The sequence below is a fragment of the Arthrobacter sp. CJL-S3 genome, assembly GCF_056711635.1.
Genome location: NZ_CM160046.1, coordinates 268,260 through 283,738 on the forward strand (window position 1 = coordinate 268,260; position 15,479 = coordinate 283,738).

The window sequence follows — 15,479 nt, forward strand, 5'->3', positions numbered from 1 at the left end:
CAGCGGCTGATGTTTTGTGAGTTCATGGTGTCCACCTTTTCCACACGGTTTAGACGGCCCGGAGGCCCTCCGCATCCAGCAGCACTCCGGCTGAGATGAACCTGCCGCACTGTTCGCCGTACGGGTACGCCACCCGCGGCGTGAACGTCAGGGTCCGGACGGGCAGGGGGAGGCCGCCGGCGCCGGTGCCTGCCGCCGTCACCTCGATGGGGGATTCCGTGAGCCGATCCAGCATGAGCATCCCGGTCAGGGTGCCGTCCGGCGTGGCGGTTGCGGAACAGGGACGGTCCTTGTCCGGTCCCGGTTCGCAGCCCTGGTCCACCGTGGTGCTGCCCGGGAACAGCTCAAGGTCAGCCTCCGTGCAGCGCCCGTCCTGGCAGGCCTTGAGGCGGATCGTCTTCACGGAATCGGCGTACTCCCGTGCCACGGTCAGCGCCACTACCTGTGCCTGGGCGATGGCCGGGCACGCCGTTTGGGGCTGGCACCCGGCGGCCAGCAGGGCGATGCAACCCAGGCCCACGAGTGCTGCGAACGCGCGCATGCTTCAGGGTAGTTCCGGCAGCCCGGCCGAGCTAGGGTCCGGCGTCCTGAGGTCCGGCGTCCTCAGATCCGGCGTCCTGGGGGGATCAGGCGGGCAGCAGGAAACCTGCGGGATGCAGTTCGGCCAGCCCGTCGCTCAGCAGCCCGGCCAGCGCGCGGTCCAGCTGTTCCGGGGAGCAGCCAAGCCGGTGCAGGGCGGCCAGCGGTATTCCGATCCCGGCCGGTTCGAAGCCAAGATCCGCCGGCGCCCGGTGGAACAGCTCCGCGGCCACCGGCGACTCGGCCACGCGGAGGACGGCCATCACCGCCCCCCGCACCTGGCGGTCCGTTCCGTGCCAGGACTGCCCCTTGGGTGTGTACGTCGGCGGAGGCTCCCCGGCTGCGAGCCAGGCGCAGGAGCCGCTGACCGGGCATTCCCCGCACTTCGGCGACCGCGCCGTGCACACCAGCGCGCCGAGCTCCATGACCGAGGCGTTCCAGCGGACGGAGGGGCCGGCGTCGTCGGGCAGTGCCTGCGCGGCAAGCCGCATCTCCGCGGCGGTGAGCGCCGGCGACGGCAGGGCCGCGCCGGAAAACAGGCGCGCGTGCACGCGGCGGATGTTGGTGTCCACCACGGTTTCGCGGCGCCCGAAGGCGAAGGCGGCGACGGCCGCCGCGGTGTAGCTGCCCACCCCGGGCAGCTCCAGGAGTTCCGGGTACGTGCCGGGAACGTCTCCGCCGTGGCTGGCGCCGATGGCGACGGCGGCCGCGTGCAGCCGCAGGGCCCGCCGCGGATAGCCCAGCCGTCCCCAGGCCCGGACCGCTTCGCCGGCGGGCTCCCGGGCCAGGTCGGCGGGCGCGGGCCAGCGCCGCAGCCATTCCTCCCAGACCGGCAGCACACGCACCACCGGCGTCTGCTGCAGCATGATCTCGCTGACCAGCACGCCCCACGGTGTGCATTCCGGCGCCCGCCACGGCAGGTCCCGGGCGTTGGCCCCGAACCAGGAGTCGAGAGCCTCATGGAGGGCGGTCAGCGGAGCAGCCGCGGGAAGGTCGGCCGCGAGTACTGAGGCGGGGGCGGCGAGGGCGGTGGGGGAATCGGCTAGAGCTTTGATGGATCCAGCGTAATAGACGAGGGCCACACACCGCCTGCGGCGTGGGAGGGCCCCATACCCGGCGCGGTTCTCTAGCCTAGAAGGATGGGCAGGCACGACAATTCAGGAACTCACGGTTCCCGCCCGGGGGCTTCCGGCAGCGGAGCATCCCCGGGCCGGAAACCGACGCGCCAGCCTGCGCGGAAGCCCGCCAGCAAGCCCGCGGGCAAAGCGCGGAAGTCGGCCAGCCCCGTCTACCGCCGCCGCCGGCTGTTCGTGGGCGCCGCCCTGCTGCTCGTGATCGCCGTCGCCTTCGGCGGTTTCGCCGCCGTCTCCAGCTTTGTCAACGGCGGTCAGTCCAATGCCGGCGGGGGAGCGGCCCCCTCGGGCCAGGAAACTGTACCGGCCGCCGGCCCGGAAGCCACGCCTTCCCCTTCGGCGACACCGACCGGGAACGGCTGCGAACAGAACCTCCTGACCGTTACGGCCGCCACGGACAAGGCCGCCTACGCGGACGGCGAGAACCCGCTGCTCACGCTCAAGGTGACGAACGGCAACAAGGTGCCGTGCCAGGTCAACATCGGGACGTCGCAGATGGAATTCCTGATCACCAGCGGCTCGGACCGGATTTTTTCGTCCACTGACTGCCAGACCGACGCCACCGAGCTCATCAAGACCATCGCGCCGGGGCAAAGCGAGACGGCGAACTTCCCGTGGCAGCGCAACCGCACCGTCCAGGGCTGCGCCCCGATCGAGGCGAAGCCGGGAGCGGGCGGCGCGTACTACGTCTTCACCGCACGGCTGGCGAACAAAACCAGCCCGAAAGCCGTGTTCCAGCTCAACTAACCCCCATCGGCTGCTCCAAGGGCGCCGTTTGGGGGCCCCAAAAGGGCAGTTGCGGAGCACTCGACGGGGGTTAGAGGAAGCGGTCCAGCAGGCTTGCCTCGGCCATCCGGCTCAGGCCCTCTCGGACTGTCCGGGCGCGCTGGTCGCCGATGCCGTCCACGGTCATGAGGTCATCGATCGTGGCCGCCATCAGGAACTGCAGACCGCCGAAGTGGTCCACGAGGCGGTCCGCGACGGCCTTCGGCACGGCCTTCAGCCCGGACAGCAGCCGGTAGCCGCGCGGCTGGACGACGGCGTCAAGGTTGGCCTCGCCGCCGGCGAAGCCCACGATCCCGGCGATCTTGCCCAGGTCGATCAGCTCGGTGGGGCCCAGGCTCACGAGTGCCTTCACGGCCTTGTCGATGTCGTCGGCGGTCGCGTCGGGACCCGAGTAATCGCGGATGATGACGTCGCTTCCGGGGCCCCGGCCCACGGTCAGTTCGTCGAGCTGGAGCGAGAGCAGCCGCCCGTCCTCGCCGAGTTCGAGCACGTACTGCGAGATTTCCTCGGAAATCCGGCGGACCATCTCCTGGCGCTGCAGGGTGACGGCGACGTCGCGGACCGTCACCATGGCCTCGATTTCCAGCGCCGAGAGGGAGCTGGTCACCTGGTCCAGGCGCGAACGGTAGCGTTCCAGGGTTGCCAGCGCCTGGTTGGCGCGGGCCAGGACCTTCTCCGAGCCCTCCAGGACGTGCCGCAGCCCGTTGACGTAGAGGGCGATGATCTGCATGGACTGGCTGACCGAGATGACCGGAACGCCCGTCTGGATGGCGACGCGCTCCGCGGTCCGGTGCCGGGTGCCGGACTCCTGGGTCTCGATGCTGGAATCCGGGACCAGCTGGACGGCCGCACGCAGGATGTTGCTGGCGTCCTTGTCGCAGATGATGGCGCCGTCCATTTTGGCCAGTTCCCGCAGCCGGGTGGGGGAGAAGTCGATGCCGATGTCGAAGCCGCCGGAACAGATGGATTCGATGGTCCGGTCGATGCCGAGGACGATCAGGGCGCCGGTCCGTCCGCGGAGGATGCGCTCCAGGCCGTCGCGGAGAGCGGTGCCCGGTGCCACCCGGCCCAGGGTCGCCTTGAGTGAATCTTCAGGGCTCCGAGCCATAGACGTTCCCTTCAAAGGTGCAGGCCTCGGCCCGCAAGTGCGCCGGTTTCCAGTGATTGCCGGCAGGATCAAAAGTACTAGGTTCCCCGCTCTCCCCATAATAGAGGTAAAGCGGGTCAACTTCCGCACGGACAAGCCCCAAAGTGGGCCATTGAGGCGTCCGCCGGGGCGCCTCCGGAACGGCCCCGCGGGCGGACGCCCGGGTGAGTACTTTTCGGGCTGCCGCGCTCTGGCCTCGCGCCGCCATTCCGCCCGCTTCGCGGCGGCGGCGCGGGCTGCGATAAACTGGAATCCTTGGGTGTTCCGTCGGCTACCCGGCGCCGCGCCCCAGCAATCCTCCACAGCAGTCCCGCACAGCCACGCAGAACAACACGCGATCCCACCGGGCCAGCCGGATTCCCGCCAACCCGGGAGCGCAACCATTCAACGCCGCAGCGAAAGTAGCACCGTGTCCCAAGAAGTCCTTAGCCCCGCCCGAGTCCAGGAGATTCACAAGCAGGCGGCCCGGCGTCGGACTTTTGCGGTCATTTCCCACCCTGACGCCGGCAAGTCCACGCTGACCGAGGCGCTCGCCCTGCACGCGAAGGTGATCGGCACTGCCGGTGCCTCCAGCGGCAAGTCCAACCGCAAGGACACGGTTTCGGACTGGATGCAGATGGAAAAGGACCGCGGCATCTCGATCAGCTCCGCGGCCCTGCAGTTCGGCTACCGGGACACCGTGATCAACCTGCTGGACACCCCCGGCCACGCGGACTTCTCCGAGGACACCTACCGGGTGCTGGCCGCCGTCGACTGCGCCGTGATGCTTGTGGACGCCGCCAAGGGCCTGGAAACCCAGACCATGAAGCTCTTCGAGGTCTGCAAGCAGCGCAACCTGCCCATCATCACCGTGATCAACAAGTGGGACCGGCCGGGCCTGGACGCACTGGCCCTTATGGACGAGATCACCGAGCGCACCGGCCTGCAGCCGATGCCGCTGACCTGGGCCGTTGGCATTTCGGGTGATTTCCGCGGCGTCTGGGACCTGCGCAATGACCGCTTCGCGCAGTTCAAGCGCAACAACGCCGGCGCCAACATCGCCCTCACCGAATACTTCACCCCGGAGCAGGCCGCGGTAAGCCAGGGCGATGACTGGTCCAACGCCGTCGACGAGGCCGGGCTTGTTATCGAGTCCAACCTCGAGTTCGACGTCGACGCCTTCCACGCCGGCAAGGCGACCCCGATCCTCTTCAGCTCCGCCGCGTTGAACTTCGGCGTAAAGGAAATCCTCGACGCTCTCGTGGATTTCGCCCCGCCGGCTGCCCCGCGGCCCGACGTCGAAGGCGCCGCGCGGCCCGTCGATGGGCCCTTCTCAGGCTTCGTCTTCAAGGTCCAGGCCGGGATGAACAAGGCCCACCGCGACCATGTCGCCTTTATCCGGGTCTGCTCCGGCAAATTCGAACGCGGCATGGTGGTGACCCAGGGCCGGACCGGCAAGTCTTTCGCCACCAAGTACGCCCAGCAGGTCTTCGGCCGGGAACGCGAGGTCATTGACGAAGCCTTCCCCGGGGACGTTGTGGGACTCGTCAACGCCTCCTCGCTGCGGGTGGGCGACAGCCTGTTCCTGGAGGAGCCGGTGGAGTTCCCGGCCATTCCGCTGTTCGCGCCGGAGCATTTCCAGGTGGCCCGCTCCAAGGACCCCAGCCGTTTCAAGCAGTTCCGCCGCGGCATCGAGCAGCTCGAGCACGAGGGCGTCATCCAGGTGCTCCGCTCGGACGTCCGCGGCGACCAGGCCCCGGTGCTGGCCGCCGTCGGCCCCATGCAGTTCGAAGTGGTGGAGGACCGCATGGCCCACGACTTCAGCGCGCCGATGCGCCTCGAGCGCCTGCCGTACTCCATCGCCAGGATCTCGACGGCGGACGCCATGCCCGCGCTGGCCAACGTGCCCGGCGCCGAGGTGCTGCTGCGCTCCGACGGCGAGTACCTCGCGCTGTTCAATGATGTGTGGGCCCTGCGCCGGATCGAGAAGAACCACCCCGACCTGACGCTGCTGCCGATCGGCACCCACAACCCCGCCAAGTAGCTGCCGGGGCCGCCTGCGGGCGGTGAAAATTGGTGGCCCGCAGGTCTTCCTGAATCAGGAAACCGCGGTATCATAAGTAACCTTGCTAATTATGCGGGCGCCGGATTTCTCGAATGCCGGTTTTGGACTGATCCGCCGGCGCCACCGGCGGACCCCGCTATAAGGGACAACGAACACCACTTGACTGAGCTCATTTCACAACCGGCACGCGCCACGCCGGCCACGCCGAAGCGGCGCATGGAATCCGGGTACCTGCTGAGCGGCCGGTACCGGATTGAAGACCTTATCGGCCGCGGCAGCCAGTCCACCGTGTTCCGGGCCCACGACGAACTCCTGCAGCGCGAGGTGGCCGTCAAGCTCTTCCGCAACGACGCGGACGATCTGGAGCAGACCCGCCGTCAGGGCGAGGAAATCCGCATCCTGGCCGGAATGAGCCACCACGCCCTCGTGACGCTCTTCGACGCAGGCGCCGACCTGAGCGACCCGAGCGACCGGCTCACCTACCTGGTGATGGAGCTTGTGCGCGGGCAGGACCTGCGCCACCGCGGGGCCCAGGGTCCGCTCTCGGCGGTGCACATGGCCCACATCGGCTATGACCTCGCGGACGGGCTTTCCTACATCCACCACCACGGCATCGTGCACCGGGACGTCAAGCCCGCGAACATCCTGCTCGTGGACTACAGCAACCAGGACAGGCGCCCGCGGGCCAAACTCACCGATTTCGGCGTCGCCGTCTTCACCCGCAGCGGCCCGATCTCGGACGAAGGCGGGACCTCCGGGACGCCGGCCTACCTCAGCCCCGAGCAGGCGGCCGGCGAACCGGTCGGCCCGCTCAGCGACGTGTATTCGCTCGGCCTGGTGCTGCTCGAGGGGCTGACCGGAAAAATGGTGTACCCCGGCGCTCCCATCCAGTCCGCCGTCGCGCGGCTGCTCAACGACCCGAAGATCCCCGAGGAGCTCGCCCCCATGTGGGTAGCGCTGCTGTCCTCCATGCTGGCCCGCGACCCGGCGCAGCGCCCGCAGGCCCGGGAAGTATCGCTGGCCCTGCGCCAGGAAGTCATCAACAGCGCCGCGCGCCACCGCATGGACCCGGCGCCGGCGCCCTCGGACGAGGAAGGCCGGATGCGCGCGGTCGAGCGCTACCGGATCCTGGACACGCCCGCGGACGGCGCCTTCGACCGGATAGCGGGCCTCGCGGCCCGGATGTTTTCGGTCCCCGTGGCGATCGTCAGCGTGGTGGACCATGACCGGGTCTGGTTCAAGGCCCACCACGGAACCGAGGTCACGCAGATCGGCCGCGACCCGGGGCTGTGCGCCTCCGCGATCCTGCAGGATGACACCTGGGTCATCAAGGACGCCGCCAGGGATCCCCGCACCCTCGCCAACCCGCTGGTGGCCGGCGAATTCGGCCTGCAGTTTTACGCCGGGGTTCCGCTGCGTACCCCGGACGGCCACAACCTGGGCACCTTCTGCATCCTGGACCGGGAACCGCGGGAGTTCAGTGCCGAGGACACCCGGGCGCTGCAGGACCTTGCCGCGATCGTGATGAACGACCTTGAGCTGCGGCTGCAGAGCCGGGAAGCGCTCACGCTCCAGGCGTAGCCGACGGCGGGGCGACGGCTGCCGCAGTATTCAACGCCTGCGCTGTCTTACGCCCGCGCTGTTCAACGCCTGCGCTGTTTAACGCCTGCGCTGTTCAACGCCTGCGCTGTTCAACGCCTGCCGGCGTGGAGCGCCAGTTCCAGTTCGAACCGTGCCTTCGGATCCTCCAGCGTGTCCCCGAACAGCTCGCGCAGCTGTGCCGCCCGGTAACCCACGGTCTGCGGATGGATGCCCAGCTCTGCCGCGACCGGGGCGCGCTGGCCCCAGTGCCGCAGCCAGGACAGCAGCGTCTCCGCCAGCCGCTCGCGCTGGGCCGGGCGCAGCCCCTCCAGTGGCGCGAGACGGCGGTTGGCGAGCTCCGCGATCGCAGAGGGCTCCGCCCCGAGAATCACCTCGGCCAGATGCTCGTCGGCCCAGATCGGCGGATCATCAGGGCCGTCCCGCGGCGGCAGCACGGAGGCTGCCAGCACCGCCAGCCGCAGCGAATCCGGGACCTTTTCCCACCCTCCGGCCGGCCCGACGGCCGCCCCGCGGCCGCGCAGCGCCTTTTCCAGGTCCGCCCGCGCGGCCTGGGACTGCCGCGCCGGAACCAGGGCGACGGCGTCGGTCTCGCGTTCGATGATCAGCGTTCCCGCGCCCAGCCGGATCCGCAGCCCGGCGGACCGGTTCACCGGCAGGGTCACCACCACCATCCGCTGCGGCAGGGACCAGTCCGCCATGGCGGCCGTCTGGCGCAGGGCCGCCTCATCGGCCTGGCCCAGCAGGAGCAGATCGAGCAGTTCGGTGCGCCGGCGGTCCACCGCGCCGGCCCGTTCGGACTGTTCGAAGGCGTACGCCTCGGCGCTGACCGCGGACAGCTCGTCGATGTAGGCCAGGATCGATTCGCCCAGGTCCACCACCACGGTCTGGCCAAGGTGATGCTCCACGGACACCCGGGACATCTCGCGGAAGGTCACGCGGGCCCCCGTCCGGTACGCGCTCAGCAGCGCATCCATGCTCCGGCCCTGCCGGAATTCGCCGCTCCCCAGCCCGGCCACGAGTTGCCTGCTTTCCTCCGAGAGGGCGGGCAGCCGGGTGCCCGGGAGCTGCAGGAAGCGCTCGAGTGCCGCTGCCACGCCGCGGCGCAGCCCCCGCCCGAAGCGGCCTTCGATCGGCCGGGCGTAGGCCGGCACGAGCTGCGGCACGGCGTCGATGATGGCCTCGACAATGCCCGGCATCATCGGCCGGAGCACGTCGCTGACCTCGCGCGGCAGGGCGAGCCACGGAGGGTCGTAGGCGGGGGCGGCCGGGCCCGCCGTCGGGGAAGCGTTCATGAGGCTGTTCCAAAGTTGTTGCGGGGAGATAGTTTCTTTACGTCGATCGTATGCCTTGGGTGAAGAACTATGACCCTATCTGACATAAGATTGATGAATGATCCGGCTCCGTAAGCTGGCGCGCGCCGCATCTCTACTGACCACCCCACTAGCTCCAGAAGACATTCTGGCGCTGTTCAATCCTGTGTTTTCCGCCCGCCAACTGCGCGGCGTGGTAACGAGGGTGGTTCCAGAAACGGCCGACTCCGCCACCATTTTCTTCCGTCCCGGCCGCGGCTGGCAAGCACACCTTGCCGGCCAGTGGGCCCGTATAGGCGTCGAGCTCGACGGTGTCCGCCACTGGCGGTCCTACTCGCTCAGCGCCCCCGCCGGGCAGGACCCGGCCATCACTGTCAGTGATATGGGGGCCGTCTCCGGGACGCTCGTGCGCAACACCCGGCCGGGCGACGTGCTCTTCCTGGCCCCGCCGCAGGGCGACTTCGTCCTTCCGGAGCACCCGCGCCCGCTGCTGATGCTCACCGCCGGGAGCGGCATCACCCCGGTCATGTCGATGATCCGCACGCTCGTCCCGCACCGCCCGGACTCCGACGTCGTGCTCATCCACACCGCCCGGACCCCCGAGGACGCCATCTTCCGCGAGGAACTGGCCGAGCTCGCGGACCAGTTTCCCAACTTCCGCGTCATCCACTGGTTCACCGGGGAACGCGGGCGGATTGACTTCAGCTCCGTTGCCGGACTGGAAGAGCTGTGCCCGGACTGGCGCCAGCGCGCCGCGTACGCCTGCGGACCGGAAGGTTTCCTGGACGACGCCGAGGCCCTGTGGGAGGCGGAGACCGCAACGGCGGAGCCCGCCTCGGAGGCCACCCTCACGATCGAACGCTTCAGCACCAAGCTGGCCGGCGGCGCAGGGCACGACGGCGGTCTGGTCACCTTCGAGTCTTCGGACCGCGAAGTCGAAGCCGACGGCGACACCCCGCTGCTCGACGTCGGCGAGGACGCCGGGCATCCTGATGCCCAGCGGCTGCCGCATGGGCATCTGCCACAGCTGCCTTATCCCCCTCCGGGCCGGCCAGGTTCGTGACCTGCGCACGGACGAAGTCCATGGCGAGCCCGGCCAACTAATCCAGACGTGTGTTTCGGCAGCCGCCGGACCCGTTAACCTCGACCTCTGAGGAGTACCAGCATGACGATTGTTTCCGACAAGCCTGACCTTTCCGAGGACGCTCCCCAGCCCAAGGCGCCCGCAGCCGTGAAGACGCGGCCCGGCGCCCTGGCTGAGACGGGCAGCCCGACACTCCGGCCCCCGGCCGCCGCGCATCTCTCCGACGAGCAGATCGCCGAGCTGGGCCGTGAGCTCGACGCCATCAAGGACGACATCCTCGCCAAGCGCGGAGCGTCCGACGCCGCCTACATCCGCCGCATGATCAAGATCCAGCGCGGACTGGAGATTTCCGGGCGCGCCACGCTGCTGGTCAGCAAGCACAAGGCGGCCTGGGTTGCCGGAACCACCCTGCTCAGCTTCGCCAAGATCTTGGAAAACATGGAGCTCGGACACAACATCCTGCACGGCCAGTGGGACTGGATGCGGGACCCGGACATCCACTCCACCACCTGGGAATGGGACTTCGTCACCCCGGCGCGGGCCTGGCAGCACACCCACAACGATCTGCACCACCGCTGGACCAACGTCATCGGCAAGGACAACGACGTCGGATACAACCTGTTGCGGATGGACCCGGACCAGGAGTGGAAGCCCTTCAACCTGGGCAACCCGCTCTACAACGCGCTGCTGGCCCCGGTCTTCGAATGGGGCATCGCCATCTACGACCTCGAGCTGGAGGACTTCAAGAAGGGCAAGAAGTCCAAGGAGGCCCTCACCAAGGACCTCAAGGCCCTGGGACGCAAGGCGCTCACGCAGTTCACCAAGGACTACGCCGCCACTCCCGCCGTCGCCATGCTCACCGGTTCCGGCAAGCAGGCGCTCTACGGCACCCTGACCGCGAACGCCGTCCGCAACGTCTGGGCGCACGCGGTGATCTTCTGCGGCCACTTCCCCGACGGGACGGACACCTTCACCGAGGAAATGGTCGAAGGGGAGACCCGCGGGGACTGGTACGTGCGGCAGATGATCGGCTCCGCCAACATCTCCGGTTCCAAGTTCATGCACCTGATGACCGGCAACCTCTCGCACCAGATCGAGCACCACCTCTTCCCGGACATCCCGTCCAACCGCTACGCGGAGGTGGCGCCGAAGGTGCAGGAAATCTGCAGGCGCTACGGCCTGCCGTACACCACGGGCCCGATCTGGAAGCAGGTCGGCTCCACCTGGGCCAAGGTCTTCAAGCTGGCACTGCCGCCCAAAAAGGCCTAAACGCCGGGGCTTAGTGGCTTGACTGATTGACGAAAGGGGCGTCTGCCATCGCGGCAGGCGCCCCTTTCGCGTGCCCGGGCGGGAACGCGGCCGGTGGTCCGACGCTCTCGCCCAGTTACCGGCCCTGCCACGCCCCGCTCGGCCGTGAAGATCCGCGGAAATCCGCGCCGCTGAGGGCAGGCCAGCTGAAGTAACCGGGCGGGAGCGTCGCCGCGGCGGCCGGGCAGGGCTTGCTGGCCTCCCCAGGACGTGGGTCAGCCGGCGATGCGCCGCGACCGGGCCCCCTGGCCGCCTAGCTGCGAACTTCGAGCACGAGAGTGAAGTCGGCATCCTGGGGCTTCAGCCGGTACGGCTCCAGGACCCCGGGTCCGCAGGCCGCCGTCCCCACGCCCCGGCGTGCGTGGTCAATGTAGATGTAGGTGCGGCCGTCCGCAACCAGATCCGTGCGATGGTTCGCGGCGTTCAGGACATCCAGGCTGTAAGGCCTGACCGTCAGGGCGAAGGGGGCGCCGGCAATGTCCAGCGTCCCGGCGTCGAGCGCCACAGAAGCGGCGCGCACACCGGAACGCGCCCCTGACTCCTGCGGTCGCACATAGTCAACATCCATGCCGTCCAACGGCAACGTGAACCAGCCAGCCTTGGTGCCCTGGCCGGTGTCGGGGTAGCTCTGGTGCGGACCTTGGCCGAGCCAACTCACGGTTTTGGCCCCGGACTCCAGCACGAGCTCGAGTCCGATCCGCGCCCACTCGACGACGTATCCCGCATTGGTCCAGTCCCCGTCTGGATGGACCCTCGTCCGGAGGACCACCTTGTCCCCGTCGCTGCTCCACGAGTAGTCCACCAGTACGCCGTACTGTTTGTCCGCCGCGGCCACGCGGGTCCGGACAGTCAGGACTTCCCCGCCGCCCGGTTCCGGCTCCGCGGAGATGCCGAGCAAGCGTGAGTGCAGCCGGTTGAGCCCCGCCGCGCTCCATTGGCTGGCCAGCGGCCGGCGGTTCGGCCCGGTCCATTCGCTGCCCAGGTCATTGTCCGTGGGTGCCCACCACAGCGTCAGGCGAAAGCCGTTCACCGGGACGGTTCCAAAGGAAATGGGCAAACCGGAGGTTCGGTCGAACACCACCGGGCCCAGCCGGAGTTCGGCGGGGGAAACGCCCACCGGCTCGAGGGAACGCGGCTGCGCAGGCGCCGTGACGTCATGGGCTGATTGGCCCCAGGCAAGTTCGTGGCCGGCCTCAGCCCAGTCGGTGTTCAGGGCCAGGACGGCTTTGACGGTGAGGACGGATGGACTTCCGCCGGCCAGCGCCGCCAGCTCTGGAGGAAGTTCCACGAACTTTTCCGCACGGGGTGCCAGCGGCTCGACGTCCACAACACCGTCGGAAAGCAGCTGACCGCCGGCGTCGACGGCGTACCGGAAGCTAAGCGCTGACGTGTCCGCGAAGTCGAAGCCGTTCCGTACAGTGAACCCGGACCAGTCCTCCGCCACGCTGATGCGCAGGGGTTCGATGACCTTCTTGAAGTCCAGCAGGCCGGGCCGCGGGGTCCGGTCCGCGTCAACCAGGCCGTCCGTAACGAAGTTGCCGTCGTGAATTTCCTCGCCAAAATCGCCGCCGTACGCGAAGTGCTCCCGGCCCTCCGCACCCGTGACGGTGATGCCGTGCTCCAGCCACTCCCACACAAAGCCGCCCATCAGCCGGGGATACCGGTCAAAGAGTTCTTGGTATTCGGACATGCCGCCGGGTCCGTTGCCCATGGCGTGGACGTACTCGCACAGGACGAACGGCATGGCGCGGCGGCGGGCGTCCAGCTCAGGACTATCTAGCGGTTCCTCGATCCCTTGACCGATCAGCTCCGTTTCCGCCTGGCTTGCGTACATCCGCGAATAGACATCCACATAGGCGCAGCTCCAGTCACCCTCATAATGGATGGGCCGGGACGGGTCCCGGTCCTTGGCCCACCGGGACATCGCCGCCAGGTTCCGGCCCGTGCCCGCTTCGTTGCCCAGGGACCACATCACCACGGAGGCGTGGTTCTTGTCCCGCTCCACAGTCCGGCGCATCCTGTCCGTCAACGCCGGCTCCCACAATGGGTCGTCACTGGGGTTCTGGTTCCAGCCTGCGCTCTCGAAACCATGGGTCTCCAGATCGCACTCGAGCACAACATAGAAGCCCAGCTGGTCCGCAAGCGTCAGGACGTCCGGGTGCGGCGGGTAATGCGATGTGCGGATCGCGTTGATGTTGTGCTGCTTCATCAGCCGCAGCTCCGCCTCCACAACGTCCCGTGGCACCACGCGGCCCAGCCGGGGGTGGTGCTCATGGCGGTTGACGCCGCGCAGCAGGACCCGCTGGCCGTTGACTTTGAACTGGGCGTCCTCAATGGAAAGGCTCCGGAACCCCAGCTGCAGCGTCACGGTTTCGCCCGGCGCACTGACCGTCGCTTCATACAGCACGGGCAGTTCCGCCGACCAGGGCGAGACGGCCGGGACCCGGTGTTCGCTGCCGGCAGTCAGTTCCAGGTTGAGTTCCGGGACGCGGATAACAGCGTCAATCGCTTCACCGGCCTTGCTCGCCTCGACGCGGAGGATGCCTTCGCCGCTCCGGTGGTCGTAGTCGGCGTGCATAAACACGTCATCGATTCCCTGTTCCGGTCTGGCCTGCAGGGTGACGTCCCGGAAGATTCCCGGCAGCCACCACATGTCCTGGTCCTCCACGTAGCTCGCGGCGGAGAACTGGGCCACTCGGACGGCCAGCACGTTGGTGCCGTCTTTCACGACACCGGTAACGTCGAACTCGTGCGCGAGCCGGCTGCCCCGCGTAGTACCCAATTCCGTGCCGTTGAGCCACACCGTCGCCGCGGATTCGATGCCATCGAACCGCAGGACGGCGTGCGGGAAGAATTCGGCGTCGGCTAGGAATTCCACTACATGGTCACCGATGGGGTTGGCGTCCGGCACGTGGGGCGGCTCCACGGCAAAGGGAAACTGGACATTGGTGTAGGCCGGAGCGCCGTGCCCGTGCATCGGCCAGCTGGAGGGGACAGGCAGGCTGGTGAATCCGTCGAGGTTGGCGCCGAGCTGCCAGCCGTCCCGCGGCGCCTGCCGGATACCGGGGCTGAGACGGAACCGCCATTCACCGTTGAGGGTCTTCCTGGGTGCATCGCTGAGGAGATAGGCACGGGCAGGCAGGGTGCCGCGGGCCGGTTCCAAGGAGGCCAAACCGTCGACGTCGTTAATGCCAATGTCCAAGGGTCGGCCCTTGGAGTGCGTGGCGTTCGCCGGGGTGCCGGCCGGTACGAAGGGTGACTGGGCTGACATGGAATTCCTTGCTGGGTGTTTGGGGCCGCACTGAGAGCGCTACGGAGAGTTCGTGACCGCTAACCTATCTCTCCAAGGGACCTTTTTGCTCCGAGGTCTCAGCTCTTTGTCAACACTTCAGGACGCGAGTGGATGCCGGTAAGATCCCGCCATGGGAGAAAAACTCCGGAAGTTTGGAGTGGCGGCCGCCTTGCTGTTGGTCCTATCCTCGTGTGACGCGGCACCGGCGCCGGAGGTCACGGCATTTCTGTCCCCGCCATCGGCCCAGGTGACGTCCGAGGCTCCAGCGACTACTCCGCCCGCTGCGTCCGGGGCTCCAGCTCCGCCCGCTGCGTCCGCGCCTCCAGTGAGCAATCCTTCGGTGAACGGCGCGAAGTACCGGCGGGTGCCGCATCAGGTCCTGTTTGCGCTGGATAGTGCCGGTAAACCAAATATTGCTGGCGACCTGACGAACATCAAGCAAGGCGACACCGGAGACTGCTATTTCCTGGCAGCCCTGCTGACCGTAGCCGCGCGAGAGCCCAACACTGTAGAGAATATGGTTCACGACAACGGCAACGGCACTTACACGGTTTCATTTCATAGCAAGTATGACGGCGTACCCAACCCGGTGAAGGCGACGGTCAATGGTGATCTTCCGTATAGCGACGGCGAACCCCTCCAAAATGGCATCGAAAATATCGGGGGCAAGAACGTTTCTTGGGCGGCGATTATCGAGAAAGGGTGGGCGGCCGTGAACGGCAACAGCTATAAAGGTATTGAAGGCACCGATCTCAGTAATGCACAGGATCACGACGTGCATAATGCCCTCTATGCCATCACCGGCAAGGTGGGCGTCGACCGCAACCCCGGAGGTCCCATGACGGGGGTGAGCTTTGACCAGATGCAGCAGGATTTCACAAACGGCCTCGTAACGCTGGGGACCTCCAACGCTGACGGCAAGCTGGTGTCCAATCATTCCTACGCCCTGCTGGGCGTCAACTCCTCCAACCAAACCGTAGTGGTCGGAAATCCGCAGGGCGGTCAGTCCACGCTGAAGTTCGCGACCTTCCAGTCCACGAACATCAACCAGTACATCGCGATACCGACATATCCTTGAACATCCGTTGAACGAACGTCGGCGGCCCCGGCGGCGGCTCCTAGCCACCGCCATCACGGGACCGGCGGTCCCGATCGCTCTTTTTCAGAGCTTCAATGCAGCGGGGCCTGCGGCGA

At 67.7% G+C, this 15,479-nt stretch carries 10 protein-coding genes and 1 pseudogene; 6 read left to right on the forward strand and 5 right to left on the reverse strand.

From position 1 onward, the window contains the following. Positions 1–49 precede the first annotated feature (49 nt). On the reverse strand, positions 50–541 hold the full coding sequence (locus AC06G6_RS01300; protein WP_479825623.1) for a hypothetical protein: 492 nt from the start codon (positions 539–541) through the stop codon (positions 50–52). Between the two features lie 85 nt (positions 542–626). Continuing rightward, entirely contained in the window at positions 627–1,463 is an 837-nt protein-coding gene (locus AC06G6_RS01305; RefSeq protein WP_479828810.1) for an HhH-GPD family protein, read from the reverse strand. 255 nt (positions 1,464–1,718) lie between these two features. Here AC06G6_RS01305 and AC06G6_RS01310 point away from each other — a divergent pair, with 255 nt between their 5' ends. Next, positions 1,719–2,459 carry a hypothetical protein gene (locus AC06G6_RS01310; protein ID WP_479825624.1) on the forward strand — a complete coding sequence of 247 codons (741 nt, stop codon included), beginning with the start codon at positions 1,719–1,721 and terminating at the stop codon, positions 2,457–2,459. 70 nt (positions 2,460–2,529) lie between these two features. On the opposite strand, the gene disA is transcribed toward AC06G6_RS01310, so the two are convergent. Next, the gene (gene disA, locus AC06G6_RS01315) at positions 2,530–3,606 is read right to left on the reverse strand and encodes a DNA integrity scanning diadenylate cyclase DisA (RefSeq protein WP_307457848.1); all 1,077 of its coding nucleotides are present in this window, start codon (positions 3,604–3,606) and stop codon (positions 2,530–2,532) included. A 448-nt stretch (positions 3,607–4,054) separates the two neighbouring features. Between disA and AC06G6_RS01320 the strand changes: the two genes are divergently transcribed. Together AC06G6_RS01320 and AC06G6_RS01325 are read left to right on the forward strand one after the other, a co-directional pair. Continuing rightward, a complete protein-coding gene (locus AC06G6_RS01320) occupies positions 4,055–5,668 on the forward strand; it encodes a peptide chain release factor 3 (RefSeq protein ID WP_479825626.1) in 1,614 nt (537 codons plus the stop codon). Positions 5,669–5,848: 180 nt separating this feature from the next. Next, a complete protein-coding gene (locus AC06G6_RS01325; protein WP_479825628.1) occupies positions 5,849–7,270 on the forward strand; it encodes a protein kinase domain-containing protein in 1,422 nt (473 codons plus the stop codon). Positions 7,271–7,380: 110 nt separating this feature from the next. Here the strand turns inward: AC06G6_RS01325 and AC06G6_RS01330 are convergent, their stop codons facing one another. Next, positions 7,381–8,583: a PucR family transcriptional regulator gene (locus tag AC06G6_RS01330; protein WP_479825630.1), complete on the reverse strand. Its 1,203-nt coding sequence runs from the start codon at positions 8,581–8,583 to the stop codon at positions 7,381–7,383. A 97-nt stretch (positions 8,584–8,680) separates the two neighbouring features. On the opposite strand from AC06G6_RS01330, the pseudogene AC06G6_RS01335 reads away from it, so the two are divergent. Together AC06G6_RS01335 and AC06G6_RS01340 are read left to right on the forward strand one after the other, a co-directional pair. Continuing rightward, a pseudogene (locus tag AC06G6_RS01335) lies at positions 8,681–9,755 on the forward strand (ferredoxin reductase). 11 nt (positions 9,756–9,766) lie between these two features. After that, positions 9,767–10,954 (forward strand): fatty acid desaturase family protein, encoded by a 1,188-nt coding sequence (locus tag AC06G6_RS01340; protein ID WP_479825632.1) that lies wholly within the window; start codon positions 9,767–9,769, stop codon positions 10,952–10,954. Between the two features lie 292 nt (positions 10,955–11,246). Here AC06G6_RS01340 and AC06G6_RS01345 read toward each other — a convergent pair whose 3' ends face one another. Then, entirely contained in the window at positions 11,247–14,264 is a 3,018-nt protein-coding gene (locus AC06G6_RS01345) for a glycoside hydrolase family 2 TIM barrel-domain containing protein (RefSeq protein WP_479825634.1), read from the reverse strand. 346 nt (positions 14,265–14,610) lie between these two features. Between AC06G6_RS01345 and AC06G6_RS01350 the strand changes: the two genes are divergently transcribed. Then, the gene (locus AC06G6_RS01350) at positions 14,611–15,363 is read left to right on the forward strand and encodes a C2 family cysteine protease (RefSeq protein ID WP_479825636.1); all 753 of its coding nucleotides are present in this window, start codon (positions 14,611–14,613) and stop codon (positions 15,361–15,363) included. The last annotated feature ends 116 nt before the right edge of the window (positions 15,364–15,479 follow it).